Consider the following 16,865-nt stretch of genomic DNA (forward strand, 5'->3'; position numbering starts at 1 on the left):
AGAGTTACGTAATTTTATTCCAGGAAAGCGATTACATTCACATTTCAGCAGTTTTTTTAATTACTTTTTAACCATTAATAAACATCTACCCCCAATATCCGCCCATTTCCTGAGATAATCCACTTCACTTCGTGACAGGAGTCACCGTTTTTTTCGTCATTCTGAGGAATGTCGAGATACGTAAATCTATGAGCCTGGTCGCGGTCAATACCCGGTAATAAACCCTACAATTTACAGCAGTACATCTTGGCTAAGGAGCAGTGACATGCGCGTTAATCATGGTTTAACCCCGCAGGATCTCAAGGCTTATGGTATCAATGACGTTCAGGATATCGTCCACAATCCCAGCTACGATATGTTGTTTCAGGAAGAGCTCGACCCCAGCCTGGAAGGTTACGAACGTGGCGTATTAACCAGTCTGGGTGCTATCGCCGTCGACACGGGCATTTTTACCGGTCGTTCTCCGAAAGATAAGTACCTCGTTCGCGACGACACCACCCGCGATACCGTTTGGTGGTCTGATAAAGGCAAAGGGAAAAACGACAACAAGCCGCTTTCACAGGAAACCTGGCAACATCTGAAAGGACTGGTCACCCAGCAGTTGTCTGGTAAACGCCTGTTTATCGTCGACGCCTTCTGCGGCGCCAACGCCGATACCCGTCTCAGCGTGCGCTTTATTACCGAAGTGGCCTGGCAGGCGCACTTCGTTAAAAACATGTTCATCCGCCCGAGCGACGAAGAGCTGGCAGACTTCAAGCCCGACTTCATCGTAATGAACGGCGCGAAGTGCACCAACCCGCAGTGGAAAGAGCAAGGTCTGAACTCGGAAAACTTCATCGCCTTCAACCTCACCGAGCGCATCCAGCTGATCGGCGGCACCTGGTACGGCGGCGAAATGAAGAAAGGGATGTTCTCGATCATGAACTACCTGCTGCCGCTGAAGGGCATCGCCTCTATGCATTGTTCTGCTAACGTCGGCGAGAAAGGCGATGTCGCCATTTTCTTCGGCCTCTCAGGCACCGGCAAAACCACCCTCTCCACCGATCCGAAACGCCGCCTGATTGGCGATGACGAACATGGCTGGGATGACGACGGCGTGTTTAACTTCGAAGGGGGCTGCTACGCCAAGACCATCAAGCTCTCTGAAGCGGCCGAGCCAGATATCTATCATGCCATCCGCCGCAACGCCCTGCTGGAAAACGTGGTGGTGCGCGCCGATGGCACGATCGATTTCGATGACGGTTCGAAGACCGAAAATACCCGCGTCTCCTACCCCATCGACCATATCGACAACATTGTTAAACCGGTTTCCAAAGCCGGCCATGCCACCAAAGTGATCTTCCTGACAGCCGATGCGTTCGGCGTACTGCCGCCGGTCTCCCGCCTGACCGCCGATCAGACGCAGTACCATTTCCTGTCCGGATTTACCGCCAAGCTAGCCGGTACCGAGCGCGGTGTGACCGAGCCCACGCCAACCTTCTCCGCCTGCTTTGGCGCAGCCTTCCTGTCGCTGCACCCGACGCAATACGCCGAAGTGCTGGTCAAACGCATGCAGGCGGCTGGCGCGCAGGCTTATCTGGTCAATACCGGCTGGAACGGCACCGGCAAGCGCATCTCGATTAAAGATACCCGCGCCATCATCGACGCCATCCTCAATGGCTCGCTGGACAACGCGGAGACCTTTACCCTGCCGATGTTTAACCTGCAGATCCCAACGGCGCTCCCGGGCGTGGATACCCAGATCCTCGATCCGCGCAGCACCTATGGTTCCCCGGAGCAGTGGCAGGAAAAAGCCGACCAGCTGGCGAAGCTGTTCATTGAGAACTTTGAGAAATATACCGATACGCCAGCGGGTGCCGCGCTGGTCGCGGCAGGACCGCAGCGCTAACGGGCGCAGAGGTGAAAAAGCCGGGCTTGCCCGGCTTTTTGTTGTGCAACGTCCTGATTGGCCAACCTCGGCCGCACTCAGCTCTCTTTGGTGGGTTTCATCGGCGCCAGCATCCGGTGCACCGGCAGCCAGGCGCGGATCAGTAATCCGCCGCGTTCGCTGGAGCCAATCTCCAGCCGGCCATTATGATTGTCGATAATACGCTGAACAATCGCCAGCCCCAGCCCGGTGCCGCTGGTACTGCGGGCGCTATCGCCGCGCACAAACGGCTGGAACAGATGTTCGCGCTGCTCAGGTTTGATCCCCGGCCCGTCATCTTCCACCTGGAACCAGGCCCGGCTCGCTTCGCTGCCGCTGCTGACCTTGATCCAGCCATTGCCATAGCGAGCCGCATTCACCACCATATTCGCCAGCGCGCGCTTGATAGAAAGCGGGTGCATGCGTACCGGGATTTCACCGGCCTGTAAGGCGGTGGCGATCTCACGTTCATAGCCGCTCTCTGCAGCGATCACTTCGCCCAGCACGGCATTGAGGTCCGCCAGCTCCATCGGCATCTCCTGCCCGGTGCGCAGATAGTCGATAAACTGCTCGATGATGGCGTTGCACTCTTCGATATCTTTGTTGATCGACTCCGCGAGATAGCCGTCCTGCTCGCCCATCATCTCGGTGGCCAGACGAATGCGCGTCAGCGGAGTACGTAAATCGTGGCTGACCCCGGCCATCAGCAGCGTACGGTCGTCAGCCAGCTGCTTCACACCCGCGGCCATATGGTTAAAGGCGCGGGTCACAGAGCGCACCTCAGAGGCGCCGTACTCACGCAGCGGCGGCGGGATAATACCGCGCCCGACCTGCAGCGCCGCGTGTTCGAGATCCACCAGCGGACGGTTCTGAATACGGATAAACAGCCAGGCGCCGCCTATCGCCAACAGCATGATCGCCAGGGTATAGCGGAACAGCGGCGAGAAGTCGCCCTGATGGATCTCGGTCAGCGGTACCCGCACCCAGATATTGGGCGACAGCCAGGTCTTCAGCCACACCACGGGGGAGCTTTTATTGACCTCCACCCGCACCTCAGTGGGGCCGCCGAGCTGATGCGCCATCTGCTGGCTTAAGAATTCATAATGCTGCGCCCAGCGCAGCCCTGCGTCTTCCGCCGCTTCATTGGAATAGAGCGAAATCCCCAGCTCACGATAAATTTCACGACGAAACGCCGGGGGCACCACCAGCTGGGTGCCATCCTCCAGCTGCAGTTTGTCGGTCATCAGCATACGCACTTCGTAGGCCAACACTTTATTAAACTGCTGGAGACTCGGCAGGATCGCGAAATTCAGTACCACCAGATAGGTCGTCACCAGGCTGACAAACAGCAAGGTGACGATCAGGAGCAGCGTGCGAGCAAAGGAGCTGCGCGGCGAAAAGCGCACGCGTTTCATGCCTTAGAGCCGTCCGGGACGAAGACGTAGCCCAGACCCCAGACGGTCTGGATATAGCGCGGATGCGCCGGGTCCTCTTCCACCATGCGGCGCAGGCGGGAGATCTGTACGTCGATGGAGCGCTCCATCGCTGAATATTCACGCCCACGGGCGAGGTTCATCAGCTTATCGCGCGACAGCGGTTCGCGAGGATGGCTGACCAATGCTTTCAGGACCGCGAATTCACCACTGGTCAATGGCATCGGCTCGTCTTCACGGAACATCTCGCGGGTGCCCAGGTTCAGCTTGAATTTACCAAAGGCGATAACCGCCTCTTCCTGCGATGGCGCGCCCGGCAGTTCGTTCGCCTGACGGCGCAGTACCGCCCGGATGCGGGCCAGCAGTTCACGCGGGTTGAACGGCTTTGGAATGTAGTCGTCGGCACCGATCTCCAGGCCAACGATCCGATCGACCTCTTCACCTTTCGCCGTCACCATAATGATCGGCATCGGGTTGCTCTGACTGCGCAGACGGCGGCAAATCGAGAGACCATCTTCCCCAGGCAGCATCAGATCCAGCACCATCAGGTGGAAGGATTCACGGGTTAACAGACGATCCATCTGTTCGGCGTTCGCCACGCTACGAACCTGGAAGCCCTGCTCGGTCAGATAACGTTCGAGCAGCGCACGCAGGCGCATGTCGTCATCCACAACCAGAATCTTATAATTCTCTTGCATTGTTTGTACTCCCAAAGGTTCACTGCAATAGTCAGTGCGTATTCTCAAAAAAGCCCGGCGCGCTCACCAGCTAAATCTGGTATACATTCCAGGCTAAATTGTTACAAAGCATATTTAACAGCAGGTTAAGTATACATTTAATCATAAGACACAGTATTTATCCTGTCGGTATTATTACGCGCTACAAATTGTGCGCAACGACAGACTGTCAGAAGGTTGAACTCACGATGAAAACGCCGCTGATCACCCGCGAGGGATATGAAAAACTGAAGCAGGAAATGGACTACCTGTGGCGCCAGGAGCGCCCGGAAGTGACCAAAAAGGTGACCTGGGCCGCCAGCCTTGGCGACCGCAGCGAGAACGCGGACTACCAGTACAACAAAAAGCGCCTGCGGGAGATCGACCGCCGGGTCCGCTATCTGACCAAATGTCTGGAGCAGTTAAAGATAGTCGATTATTCCCCGCAGCAGGAAGGCAAAGTCTTCTTCGGCGCCTGGGTAGAGATCGAAAACGACGAGGGTGACACCAAACGCTTTCGCATCGTCGGCTACGATGAGATTTTTGGCCGCAAAGACTACATCTCCATCGACTCGCCAATGGCGCGCGCCTTATTGAAAAAAGAGGTCGGCGATCTGGCTATCGTGAACACGCCGGCGGGCGAAGCCAGCTGGTATGTCAACGAGATCGAATACGTAAAATAGACAAGAACTTTCCGAGAGACACCGGGCGCGGCTGGCATTTTCAGCCGTCAGTCCGTATAACTAGTCCCTGATTTTTGACCCTAAAGATGAATTAAAAGCCATGATGAATGATTCGCTCTGCCGCATTATTGCGGGTGAACTTCAGGCCAGAGCCGAACAGGTAGAAGCTGCCGTTCGCCTGCTTGATGAAGGGAACACCGTGCCGTTTATTGCACGTTATCGTAAAGAAGTCACCGGCGGTCTGGATGACACGCAGCTGCGTAATCTGGAAACCCGCCTCGGCTATCTGCGCGAACTCGAAGACCGTCGTCAGGCGATCCTCAAATCCATCGGTGAACAGGGCAAACTGACCGACGCGCTGGAAAAAGCCATCACCACCACGCTCAGCAAAACTGAACTGGAAGACCTCTACCTGCCGTACAAGCCGAAGCGTCGTACCCGCGGACAGATCGCCATCGAAGCCGGGCTGGAGCCGCTGGCTGAGCTGCTGTGGAACGAACCGGCCCACGAGCCGGAAGCCGAGGCGGCAAAATACATCAACGCTGACAACGGCATCGCCGACAGCAAAGCGGCGCTGGACGGCGCGCGCTATATTCTGATGGAGCGGTTTGCCGAAGACGCCGCGCTGCTGGCTAAGGTCCGTGACTATCTGTGGAAAAACGCGCACCTGGTTTCCACCGTCGTCAGCGGCAAAGAAGAGGAAGGCGCCAAATTCCGCGACTACTTCGATCACCATGAACCGATCGCCACCGTGCCATCGCACCGCGCGCTGGCGATGTTCCGCGGTCGCAACGAAGGCGTGCTGCAGCTCTCTTTAAACGCCGATCCGCAGTTTGACGAGCCGCCGAAAGAGAGCCACGGCGAGCAAATTATTATCGACCACCTTGGCCTGCGCCTGAACAACGCCCCGGCGGACAGCTGGCGTAAAGGCGTCGTCAGCTGGACCTGGCGCATCAAAGTCCTGATGCATCTCGAAACCGAGCTGATGGGCACCGTGCGCGAGCGCGCGGAGGACGAAGCCATCAACGTCTTCGCCCGTAACCTGCACGACCTGCTGATGGCGGCGCCCGCCGGGCTACGCGCCACCATGGGACTCGATCCAGGCCTGCGCACCGGCGTTAAAGTCGCCGTCGTTGACGGTACCGGCAAGCTGGTGGCTACCGATACCATCTACCCGCATACCGGGCAGGCCGCTAAAGCGGCGGTGGCGGTTGCCGCGCTGTGTGAAAAGTACAACGTTGAGCTGGTGGCTATCGGCAACGGTACCGCGTCGCGTGAAACCGAGCGTTTCTTCCTCGACGTGCAGAAACAGTTCCCGAAAGTCACCGCCCAGAAGGTGATTGTCAGCGAAGCGGGCGCTTCCGTTTACTCCGCCTCCGAACTGGCGGCGCTGGAGTTCCCGGACCTTGACGTGTCGCTGCGTGGCGCGGTCTCCATCGCCCGTCGTCTGCAGGATCCTCTGGCCGAGCTGGTGAAAATCGACCCGAAATCGATTGGCGTCGGCCAGTATCAGCACGATGTTAGCCAGACCCAGCTGGCGCGTAAGCTGGACGCGGTGGTAGAAGACTGCGTGAACGCCGTCGGCGTTGATCTGAATACCGCCTCCGTTCCGCTGCTGACTCGCGTCGCCGGCCTGACCCGCATGATGGCGCAGAATATCGTCGCCTGGCGCGACGAGAACGGCCAGTTCCAGAATCGCCAGCAATTGCTGAAAGTCAGCCGTCTGGGGCCGAAAGCCTTTGAACAGTGTGCGGGCTTCCTGCGTATCAACCATGGCGATAACCCGCTGGATGCCTCCACCGTGCACCCGGAAGCCTATCCGGTGGTTGAACGCATTCTGGCCGCCACCCAGCAGGCGCTGAAAGATCTGATGGGCAACAGCAGCGAACTGCGTCATCTGAAGGCCGCGGATTTCACCGATGAGAAGTTCGGTGTTCCGACCGTCACCGACATTATCAAAGAGCTGGAAAAACCGGGCCGCGATCCGCGTCCGGAGTTTAAGACGGCGAAATTCGCTGATGGCGTAGAGACCATGAACGATCTGCTGCCGGGGATGATCCTGGAAGGCGCCGTCACCAACGTCACCAACTTCGGCGCGTTTGTCGATATCGGTGTCCATCAGGACGGACTGGTTCACATTTCGTCGCTTTCTGACCGGTTTGTTGAAGATCCACACACCGTGGTGAAAGCGGGCGACATCGTGAAGGTGAAGGTCATGGAAGTCGATCTGCCACGTAAACGTATCGCCCTGACCATGCGTCTCGACGAGCAGCCAGGCGACAGCAACGTCCGCCGCGGCGGCGGTCAGGATCGCCCGCAGGGTAACCGCCCGGCCGCGAAAGCCGCCAAACCCCGCGGTCGCGAGGCACAGCCTACGGGTAACAGCGCGATGATGGATGCCCTGGCCGCGGCAATGGGTAAAAAACGCTAATCTCTTCCTGCCCCTGTTCAGGGGCAGTTTTCATTTTTCATACCCTGGCGACACGGCCGCCATTACGCGCAAAACGGGTTCAGTCATTTCTGATAGCCTGCATTAATTCCGTTCAGGAAAGACAGCGAAATTAATATTTTCATTTCGTTAACTTAAGAAACCTTAATTAAACATTAAACCGACGAAATAATATTTCGCGCATTTCTGATTACAGCCGGACTTTGCGGCATATCAAAAAAAAGGTGATTTTCGCTATAAAAATAGCGTTTAGCGCATCATATGTATTGATGATAAAAACCATTCTCATTATCATCATTTTCAGTACGCTTTTTCCTTTTTCGTTGGCTACGGTCCCCGGCGCGGCTGTCCCAGACGCCCGGTCAATTCTTCTTCGGTTAGCGATACACAAGTAGGCCCTATGCAATTCACACCTGATAGTGCGTGGAAAATTACCGGATTCTCCCGCGATATTAGCCCAGCATACCGTCAGAAATTGCTTTCCCTCGGCATGCTGCCCGGTTCCTCTTTTCATGTGGTTCGCGTAGCGCCGCTCGGCGATCCTGTTCATATTGAAACCCGACGCGTCAGTCTGGTATTACGCAAAAAAGATCTCGCCTTAATCGAACTGGAAGCGGTTGCACAATAACGGCTGGCCGGCACAAGAGTGTGAAATATGAAAAAATTAACCGTTGGTTTAATTGGTAATCCTAATTCCGGCAAGACCACCTTATTTAATCAGCTGACCGGCGCCCGCCAGCGCGTAGGCAACTGGGCCGGGGTCACCGTTGAGCGTAAAGAGGGGGTTTTCGCCACCACTGACCACCAGGTCACGCTGGTCGACCTCCCGGGGACCTACTCCCTGACCACTATCTCCTCGCAGACCTCGCTGGACGAGCAGATTGCCTGCCACTACATCCTGAGCGGCGATGCCGACGTGCTGATTAACGTGGTCGATGCCTCCAACCTCGAGCGAAACCTCTATCTGACGCTGCAGCTGCTTGAGCTGGGGATCCCCTGCGTCGTCGCGCTGAACATGCTGGATATCGCCGAAAAGCAGCAGGTGCGAATTGATATCGACGCCCTCGCCGCCCGTCTCGGCTGTCCGGTCATTCCGCTGGTCTCGACCCGCGGACGTGGGATCGAAGCGCTGAAGATTGCCCTCGACCGTCATCAGGCGAACAGCGATATTGAGCTGGTTCACTATCCGCAGCCGTTGCTGCGCGAAGCTGACCTGCTGGCGCAGCAAATGTCAGCGCAGATCCCGACCCGGCAACGGCGCTGGCTGGGTCTGCAGATGCTGGAGGGCGATATCTACAGCCGGGCCTATGCCGGCGACGCCGCCGATAAACTGGATATTGCTCTGGCGAATCTCAGCGACGAGATCGACGACCCGGCGTTGCATATCGCAGACGCGCGCTATCAGACCATCGCCGCCGTTTGCGACGCCGTCAGCAACACCCTGACCGCCGAGCCAAGCCGCTTCACCGCGGCAATGGACAAAGTGATCCTTAACCGCTTCCTCGGGTTGCCGATTTTTCTCTTTGTCATGTACCTGATGTTCCTGCTGGCGATCAACATCGGCGGCGCGCTGCAGCCGATTTTCGATGCCGGCTCAGTCGCGGTCTTTATTCACGGTATTCAATGGCTGGGCTACACCCTGCACTTCCCGGACTGGCTGACCGTCTTCCTCGCCCAGGGGATCGGCGGCGGTATCAACACCGTGCTGCCGCTGGTGCCGCAGATCGGCATGATGTATCTGTTCCTCTCCTTCCTTGAGGACTCCGGCTACATGGCGCGCGCCGCCTTTGTGATGGACCGCCTGATGCAAGCCCTCGGCCTGCCGGGGAAATCCTTTGTCCCGTTGATTGTCGGTTTCGGCTGCAACGTGCCGTCGGTGATGGGCGCCCGCACCCTTGACGCGCCGCGCGAGCGTCTGATGACCATTATGATGGCGCCGTTTATGTCCTGCGGCGCGCGGCTGGCGATCTTCGCTGTCTTCGCGGCCGCGTTCTTTGGTCAGAACGGTGCGCTGGCGGTCTTCTCACTCTACGTGCTGGGCATTGTGATGGCCATTCTCACCGGCCTGATGCTAAAGCACACCATTATGCGCGGTGAAGCCTCGCCGTTCGTGATGGAGCTGCCGGTGTACCACGTCCCGCACATCAAGAGCCTGATTATCCAGACCTGGCAGCGCCTGAAAGGCTTTGTGCTGCGCGCCGGGAAGGTGATCGTCATTGTCAGCATTTTCCTCAGCGCGCTGAACAGCTTCTCGCTGAGCGGTAAGGTCGTCGACAACATCAACGACTCCGCGCTGGCCTCGGTGAGCCGGGTCATTACGCCGGTATTTAAACCGATCGGCGTGCATGAAGATAACTGGCAGGCCACCGTCGGCCTGTTTACCGGCGCGATGGCGAAGGAGGTGGTGGTCGGTACGCTGAACACGCTCTATACCGCCGAAGATATCCAGAATGAGGAATTCAATCCGCAGACCTTCAGCCTCGGCGAAGAACTGCTCGCCGCCGTCGACGAGACATGGCAGGGACTGAAAGACACCTTCAGCCTCAGCGTCCTGGCCAACCCCATCGAAGCCAGCAAAGGCGATGGCGAAATGGCCACCGGCGCCATGGGCGTGATGGGCAGTAAATTTGGCAGCGCGGCGGCGGCATACAGCTACCTGATCTTCGTCCTGCTCTATATCCCCTGCATCTCGGTGATGGGCGCCATCGCCCGCGAATCGAGCCGTGGCTGGATGACCTTCTCCATCCTGTGGGGGCTGAATATCGCCTATTCGCTCTCGACGCTCTACTACCAGACCGTCAGCTTTAGCGACCACCCGCGCTACAGCCTGGTGTGTATCCTGGCGGTGGTGTTGTTCAACGTGGTGCTCTTCGGCCTGCTGCGCCGGGCGCGCAGCCGGGTGGATGTCTCGCTGCTGGCCACCCGAAAAACGCCGGCCTCCTGCTGTTCCAGCCCGGCTGGCGATTGCCACTAAGGAGGGTCTGTGGCGTCGTTAATGGAAGTCCGCGATATGCTGGCCCTGCAGGGCCGCATGGAGGCGAAACAGCTCAGCGCCCGCCTGCGGACGCCTCAGCCGCTGATTGACGCGATGCTGGAACGGATGGAAGCCATGGGTAAGGTGGTACGGATCAGCGAAACGAGCGAGGGCTGTCTCTCAGGCAGCTGTAAAAGCTGTCCTGAAGGGAAAGCGGCGTGCCAGCAGGAGTGGTGGGCGCTGCGATGAAAGGAGTCATGCCAGGTCGTGCAACAAGGTAAATGAGTGAGACATCAGTGAAAAACGGGCCAGCAGGCCCGTTTTTTATGACTGGATTATTTATAAACGTCAGCGTTAGCGTGAACGGTTTTTTCGTTTTTCTGCCCGGCAATCACCACAAAGTATTTCCCACCCAGCTCATCCGCTTTTTTAGACAGATCGCGTCGAGCGTCCATCGGTGACGTCGTCCTGGAGGTCGTGATGCTGCCGACCTTGGTCAAATTCATCTTCGCCACGTCTTCTTTTTGGATCTCTTTCGCAGCGAATGCGCCAAACGACAGAGTGCCAATCACCAGAGATGCAACCATTCCTGTAACAAGTTTCATAGCCTCTACTCTCCATAAGGTTGTTATTGTAGGTCACGGTGGCGGAATGAAATAATCAACCACCGTAACAACCTAAGTATTGCTAGGAATGGCCCTTTTACCATGGCACGGCAAAAAAAATTACCCCAGCCGCTTTTTCAACGCCAGCAGCGGCTCGCAGAAGGCCGCGGGATGAGAAACAAACGGCGCATGCGCTGCCTTATCAAAGAGGATCGACTCGCTTTCCGGCCACAGCTTATCCAGCAGCGGAACAATCTTGCGCGGCACCAGTCCGTCCAGCCGACCATACAGCCGCAGCAACGGCATCGGCAGCCCGACCAGCGCCTGGCGCAGATCGACCGTTCTGAGGATCTCCAGTCCGCCGTTCAACGCCTCGGCGGAAGGCATCGGCAGCGAGAGCACCGCCTGCTTTAACGCCCGCGCATCCTGACGCGCGCTCTCTGTGCCCATGGTTTGCAGAGCGAGGAATCGCTCGACGGTGCGCTGGAAATCTTCGCTCAGCTGCTGCTGAAACCCGGCCAGCACCTCGGGCTTGATGCCGGGCCAGTCGTCACGGGCCGCGAAACAGGGGGAAGACGCGACCGTCACCAGCGCCTGCACGCGTTCCGGGTGCATCATCGCCACCTGGCTTGCCACCAGCCCGCCCAGGCTCCAGCCCAGCCACACCGCCTGAGGAGGAGCCTGCTCCAGCACCCGCTGCGCCATCGCCTCGAGCGGCATCGCCCCATATCCGCCGCTGCGGCCATAGCCCGGCAGGTCCACCAGGTGGAGGGTAAAATGCGAAGCCAGCTGCGGCGTGATGCAATCCCATACCTGAGCGTTCAGCCCCCAGCCGTGCAGCAGCACAAGATGACAATCACCTTCGCCGATTGTTTGCCACCAGATGTCGTTCATCCGTTACCGTTCTCTTTTTTACTGGACAGAAGGCCAAATATGCTAACAGCACACAGCTTATGCTGGCTATGCCAAATGCCGCTGGCGCTCGCCCACTGGGGGTTCTGCTCTCGTTGCAGCCGCGCCCTGCTCGCCTGCCCCCCGCTCTGCCCGCAGTGTGGCCTGCCGGCGGCGACATCCCATCACCCCTGCGGCCGCTGCCTGCAAAAGCCGCCTCCCTGGCATCGGCTGGTGGCGGTCAACGACTATCGCCCACCGCTGAGCGGTCTGGTCCAGCAGTTGAAGTTTCACCATCGTCCGGAGCTGGGGCCCGCCCTGGCGCGTCTGCTGCAGCTGCGCCTTAAGCAGCGGCACGATTTGCCGCCGGTGGACGGTATGGTCGGCGTACCGCTGTGGCGCCGTCGTCGCTGGCATCGAGGTTATAATCAGTGCGACGAGCTGTGCCGGCCGCTAGCCCGCTGGCGAGGATGTTTTTGGCATCGCGATGGTCTGACGCGCCAGCGAGCCGGCGCCGTTCAGCATTCGCTTAATGCCCGTTTGCGCAGGCAGAACCTGAAAAATGCCTTTCAGCTTGAATTTGCCGTGCAGGGACTCCATATCGCTATCGTGGATGATGTCGTCACGACCGGCAGCACCGTCGCCGAGATATCCCGCCTGCTTTTGCGAAACGGCGCCGCGACGGTTCAGGTATGGTGTTTGTGCCGTACCTTGTAGACCCCCGCTGATGGGCGTATTATAACCCAGTAAAATAGTCAACTATTAGGCCAACGCTATGATCCGTATTTCCGATGCTGCACAAGCGCACTTTGCCAAACTGCTGGCAAATCAGGAAGAAGGGACGCAAATTCGCGTATTTGTGATTAATCCCGGCACCCCAAACGCTGAGTGCGGCGTATCTTACTGCCCACCGGATGCGGTGGAAGACACCGACACGGCGCTGAAATTTGAACAGCTGACTGCCTATGTCGATGAACTCAGCGCGCCGTATCTGGATGACGCTGAAATCGATTTCGTCACTGACCAGCTTGGCTCTCAGCTGACGCTGAAAGCGCCGAACGCTAAAATGCGTAAAGTCTCTGACGATGCCCCGCTGATGGAGCGCGTCGAATACCTGCTGCAGTCGCAGATTAACCCGCAGCTGGCGGGCCACGGCGGCCGCGTGTCGCTGATGGAAATCACCGACGACGGTCTGGCTATTCTGCAGTTCGGCGGCGGATGCAACGGCTGCTCGATGGTCGACGTGACCCTGAAAGAAGGCATTGAGAAACAGCTGCTGAATGAGTTTCCGGAGCTGAAAGGGGTTCGCGATTTGACCGAGCATCAGCGCGGCGAGCACTCCTACTACTAAGTTTTCTCTCCGGCGGCAACCTGCCGCCGGCTCTCCCTGGTCCTTTCTGTGTTACCGCGCAACATCTCCCGCTAAATGCCCGGCAAAAACCGGGGAAAGAGTATGACTTAAGTCTCATATTTAACATTTTCCCCCGTCAGGTGATTCTCAACCCTCACATGTTACCCGTATCATCCCCTTCAGGCACCACCGGCAAAAAAATAGCCAGCTATCCTTTCTCTGGGTAAGGATAATGCAAGTGTTTACGGTGCCAGACTATTTTGCTCCCTGATGGAGCAGATGTCTTACAGGTTGAAACTTTGACGTTACCCATAACAAATTAAGGCCAGGTAAATCATGCCATTAATCATCGTTGCTATCGGGGTTGCCCTGTTATTGCTGTTAATGATCCGTTTCAAAATGAACGGCTTCATTGCGCTGGTTCTGGTGGCGCTCGCCGTCGGATTAATGCAGGGTATGCCGCTGGATAAAGTGATCGTCTCCATCAAGAACGGCGTTGGCGGCACCCTCGGCAGCCTCGCGCTGATCATGGGCTTCGGCGCTATGCTCGGTAAACTGCTGGCAGACTGCGGCGGCGCCCAGCGTATCGCCACCACCCTTATCAATAAGTTCGGTAAGAAGCATATTCAGTGGGCTGTTGTGCTGACCGGCTTCACCGTCGGCTTCGCGCTGTTCTATGAAGTGGGCTTCGTGCTGATGCTGCCGCTGGTGTTTACCATCGCCGCCTCGGCCCGCATCCCGCTGCTGTACGTCGGTGTCCCGATGGCTGCCGCGCTCTCCGTCACCCACGGCTTCCTGCCGCCGCACCCGGGTCCGACCGCGATTGCCACCATCTTCCATGCCGATATGGGCAAAACGCTGCTCTACGGTACCATTCTGGCTATCCCGACGGTTATCCTGGCAGGGCCGGTGTTTGCGCGCTTCCTGAAAGGCATTGATAAGCCGATCCCGGAAGGCCTGCATAACCCGAAAGTATTCACTGAAGAAGAGATGCCTGGCTTTGGCGTCAGCGTCTGGACCTCGCTGGTACCGGTGATCCTGATGGCGATGCGCGCCGTGGCCGAGATGATCCTGCCGAAGGGCCACGCCTTCCTGCCGATTGCTGAGTTCTTCGGCGACCCGGTGATGGCCACCCTGATTGCGGTACTGATCGCCCTGTTCACCTTCGGTTTGAACCGCGGCCGCTCCATGGAGCAGATCAACGATACCCTGACTTCTTCTATTAAAATCATCGCGATGATGCTGTTGATCATCGGCGGCGGCGGCGCCTTCAAACAGGTGCTGGTGGATAGCGGCATGGATAAATACATCGCCTCTATCATGCACGAATCGAACATGTCTCCGCTGTTTATGGCGTGGTCTATCGCCGCAGTACTGCGTATCGCGCTGGGTTCAGCGACCGTTGCCGCCATCACCGCGGGCGGGATTGCCGCGCCGCTGATCGCCACCACCGGCGTCAGCCCGGAACTGATGGTTATCGCCGTTGGCTCCGGCAGCGTTATCTTCTCTCACGTCAACGATCCGGGCTTCTGGCTGTTCAAAGAGTACTTTAACCTGACCATCGGCGAGACCATCAGGTCCTGGTCGGTGCTGGAAACCATTATCTCCGTGTGCGGCCTGGTAGGCTGTCTGCTGCTGGGGATGGTGGTGTAAGGTAACTCCCGCCATAGAAAAAGGCCGGTCCGCATTATGCGGGCCGGCCTTTTTTTTCAGACATGCTCTTCGCCGCGCAGCGAACGACGCGGCGGGAAGTCATCAGGAGGCGGCTTTCTTGCTCGCCGCCTTACGCCGTTTATCCAGATCCTTAATCAGCTTATTGACCTGTTCATCGGCAAACATCTGCTCCAGGGTGACGGACAGCTTCCGGCGCCAGTTCGGGTATTCGGTGCTGGTACCCGGAATGTTAACCGGCGACGCCATCTCCAGCCAGTCTTCCGGCTGCAGGCCCAACAGGGCACTATTGCTGTCGGCAATGTAACGCTGCATCCCCCGATTGAGGATCCCCGTCATGCTCATCAGCGAGGCCTTATGTCCGGCACGCTTGGGCAGACAACCGTACTTATGCAGCGCATCCAGTAGCCCTTGCTTCGCCAGCTCACGGTCCTGGTACAGTCCGCGCAGCACCACCTCGTCGGGATAGAGCCCCAGCGCTTTACCTAACGTCAGATCGCCGCTTTCCCAGTAGCCGCGGAGGGTGGGCAGGTCGTGCGTTGTCGCCACAGCCATTGATTGCTCCGGGTACAGCGCCGGCGCGCGGAACGTTTTCTCTGCATCACTCTCAAAATAGAGCACCTTATAAGAATAGACGCCGCTATTGCGTAACTTGCTGACAATCTCCACCGGTACCGTGCCCAGATCTTCACCGATCACCATGCAGCGATGACGCTGGCTTTCCAGGGCCAGGAGCGACAGCAGATCGTCGACGGGATACTGAACGTAAGCGCCATGGTCGGCGGTCTCACCATAAGGGATCCACCACAGACGCAGCACCGACATCACGTGATCGATGCGCAGCGCACCGCAGTTCTGCATATTGGCGCGCAGCAGATCGATAAACGGCTCATAGGCACGAGCGGCAATAATATGCGGATCCATCGGCGGCAGGCCCCAGTTCTGGCCCAGCGGCCCCAAAATATCCGGCGGCGCGCCCACGGACGCTTTCAGGCAGTACAGTTCACGGTCGCACCAGGTCTCCGACCCGCCTTCGGCGACGCCCACCGCCAGATCGCGGTAAAGACCTATCGGCATGCTATCGCGCTGGCTGGTTTCCCAGCAGGCGGCAAACTGGCTCCAGGCCAGCCACTGCAACCAGAGATAGAAGCTGACGTCATCCTCATGCTCAATGCAGAAGGCTTTCACCTCCGGGCTGTCGATATCCTGAAAGGCCTTCGGCCAGGCCGGCCAGCCCCAGCGCAGCGGATCCTGCTGTACCTGCCAGGCGTGAAGCGCATCGAAAGCGGCCTGCCAGTAGAGGCTTTCCCCCTCGCGCAGGACAAACTCGCGGAACGCCGTCATCTGCTCATCTTCACGACGAGAGAATCGTTTCCACGCCATACGCAGCGCGGTCATTTTCAGCGTGGTGACCGCGGTATAGTCGACATCATCCGTTTGCCGCGCCGCCTGCAAGGCCTGCTGGGTCGCTGCGGACTGCCACCATGCCTGCGCCTCTTCGCTACGCTGGAAATCTTCAACCGCATTAACGTCGATGTAGATGACGTTCAGCCAGCGACGTGAAGACGGGCTATACGGACTGGCGCTCTCCGGGTTCGCCGGATAGAGGGCATGAATCGGGTTAAGGCCAATAAACGACCCGCCGCGGCGGGCGATTTCCGGCAGCATGGCCCGCAGATCGCCAAAATCGCCGATGCCCCAGTTTTTCTCCGAACGCAGGGTATAAAGCTGCACGCAGGTGCCCCACAGCTTTTTCCCCTCTTTTAGCGGCTGCGGCTCGTAGCAGCGGGCTGGCGCGACGATGGTCCGGCAATGCCAGCGCTCCCCCTCCTGAGTGAGGGTCAGGGAGTGGTACCCCTCCGGCAATTTGGCCGGCAGCGGCAGTGCTTCGCCGCCGCGGGTTTTCCCTTGATACTGCTTACCGTCCTCAGTGGTCAGGATCCACTGATACTCACCGCGTCCTGCCACCGGCAGCGACATTTTTTTGCCGTGGGTGAAAATTTTCACGTTCGGCAGCGGGTTAACCGCCACTTTCGTGGCGGCGGTAGAGCGATGCATCGCATCCAGCAGGCGCTGTTTGGTGACAGCCGCGATAGACTGCGGCTTGCCGTGCGCGTTGATATAGCTGGGGCTGATGCCCGCCGCCAGCGCGGCATTATCGAGGCGTTTACTCTCCATAGGCCTTC

At 58.1% G+C, this 16,865-nt stretch carries 14 protein-coding genes; 9 read left to right on the top strand and 5 right to left on the bottom strand.

All coding sequences use genetic code 11. The annotated features are described in order from the left end of the window. Window positions 1–265: 265 nt before the first annotated feature. Window positions 266–1,888, top strand: coding sequence for a phosphoenolpyruvate carboxykinase (ATP) (gene pckA, locus CWM53_RS29180; protein ID WP_100676292.1), 1,623 nt, complete (start codon window positions 266–268; stop codon window positions 1,886–1,888). 77 nt (window positions 1,889–1,965) lie between these two features. Here pckA and envZ read toward each other — a convergent pair whose 3' ends face one another. Together envZ and ompR are read right to left on the bottom strand one after the other, a co-directional pair. Beyond that, on the bottom strand, window positions 1,966–3,321 hold the full coding sequence (envZ, locus tag CWM53_RS29185; protein ID WP_008807005.1) for a two-component system sensor histidine kinase EnvZ: 1,356 nt from the start codon (window positions 3,319–3,321) through the stop codon (window positions 1,966–1,968). Further along, a complete protein-coding gene (ompR, locus tag CWM53_RS29190; RefSeq protein WP_001157751.1) occupies window positions 3,318–4,037 on the bottom strand; it encodes a two-component system response regulator OmpR in 720 nt (239 codons plus the stop codon). The genes envZ and ompR overlap by 4 nt, the downstream gene beginning before the upstream one ends. 227 nt (window positions 4,038–4,264) lie before the next feature. On the opposite strand from ompR, the gene greB reads away from it, so the two are divergent. The 5 genes from greB to feoC all read left to right on the top strand — a co-directional run bounded on the left by greB (window position 4,265) and on the right by feoC (window position 10,410). Beyond that, window positions 4,265–4,738 carry a transcription elongation factor GreB gene (gene greB / locus CWM53_RS29195; protein WP_008807004.1) on the top strand — a complete coding sequence of 158 codons (474 nt, stop codon included), beginning with the start codon at window positions 4,265–4,267 and terminating at the stop codon, window positions 4,736–4,738. Window positions 4,739–4,838: 100 nt separating this feature from the next. After that, window positions 4,839–7,169: a Tex family protein gene (locus CWM53_RS29200; protein WP_100729735.1), complete on the top strand. Its 2,331-nt coding sequence runs from the start codon at window positions 4,839–4,841 to the stop codon at window positions 7,167–7,169. A gap of 418 nt (window positions 7,170–7,587) precedes the next feature. After that, window positions 7,588–7,815: a ferrous iron transporter A gene (gene feoA, locus CWM53_RS29205; RefSeq protein WP_002920506.1), complete on the top strand. Its 228-nt coding sequence runs from the start codon at window positions 7,588–7,590 to the stop codon at window positions 7,813–7,815. A 27-nt stretch (window positions 7,816–7,842) separates the two neighbouring features. Beyond that, complete coding sequence (feoB, locus tag CWM53_RS29210) at window positions 7,843–10,161, top strand: Fe(2+) transporter permease subunit FeoB (protein ID WP_100676293.1); 2,319 nt, start codon at window positions 7,843–7,845, stop codon at window positions 10,159–10,161. 9 nt (window positions 10,162–10,170) lie between these two features. Next, the gene (feoC, locus tag CWM53_RS29215; RefSeq protein ID WP_004202151.1) at window positions 10,171–10,410 is read left to right on the top strand and encodes a [Fe-S]-dependent transcriptional repressor FeoC; all 240 of its coding nucleotides are present in this window, start codon (window positions 10,171–10,173) and stop codon (window positions 10,408–10,410) included. Window positions 10,411–10,496: 86 nt separating this feature from the next. Here feoC and CWM53_RS29220 read toward each other — a convergent pair whose 3' ends face one another. Together CWM53_RS29220 and bioH are read right to left on the bottom strand one after the other, a co-directional pair. Continuing rightward, entirely contained in the window at window positions 10,497–10,766 is a 270-nt protein-coding gene (locus CWM53_RS29220; RefSeq protein ID WP_002920510.1) for a YdgH/BhsA/McbA-like domain containing protein, read from the bottom strand. A gap of 120 nt (window positions 10,767–10,886) precedes the next feature. Then, window positions 10,887–11,660, bottom strand: coding sequence for a pimeloyl-ACP methyl ester esterase BioH (gene bioH, locus CWM53_RS29225; RefSeq protein WP_100729734.1), 774 nt, complete (start codon window positions 11,658–11,660; stop codon window positions 10,887–10,889). Between the two features lie 39 nt (window positions 11,661–11,699). On the opposite strand from bioH, the gene gntX reads away from it, so the two are divergent. From gntX to gntT, 3 genes are all read left to right on the top strand, one after another. Continuing rightward, entirely contained in the window at window positions 11,700–12,374 is a 675-nt protein-coding gene (gene gntX / locus CWM53_RS29230; RefSeq protein ID WP_074387053.1) for a DNA utilization protein GntX, read from the top strand. Between the two features lie 58 nt (window positions 12,375–12,432). Beyond that, window positions 12,433–13,008: a Fe-S biogenesis protein NfuA gene (gene nfuA, locus CWM53_RS29235; protein WP_061153097.1), complete on the top strand. Its 576-nt coding sequence runs from the start codon at window positions 12,433–12,435 to the stop codon at window positions 13,006–13,008. A gap of 336 nt (window positions 13,009–13,344) precedes the next feature. Further along, window positions 13,345–14,661 (top strand): gluconate transporter, encoded by a 1,317-nt coding sequence (gene gntT, locus CWM53_RS29240; protein ID WP_008806999.1) that lies wholly within the window; start codon window positions 13,345–13,347, stop codon window positions 14,659–14,661. 102 nt (window positions 14,662–14,763) lie between these two features. On the opposite strand, the gene malQ is transcribed toward gntT, so the two are convergent. Further along, the gene (gene malQ / locus CWM53_RS29245; protein ID WP_100631033.1) at window positions 14,764–16,857 is read right to left on the bottom strand and encodes a 4-alpha-glucanotransferase; all 2,094 of its coding nucleotides are present in this window, start codon (window positions 16,855–16,857) and stop codon (window positions 14,764–14,766) included. Window positions 16,858–16,865 lie beyond the last annotated feature (8 nt).

The organism is Klebsiella sp. A-Nf5 (assembly GCF_002810545.1).
GTDB lineage: Bacteria > Pseudomonadota > Gammaproteobacteria > Enterobacterales > Enterobacteriaceae > Klebsiella > Klebsiella variicola.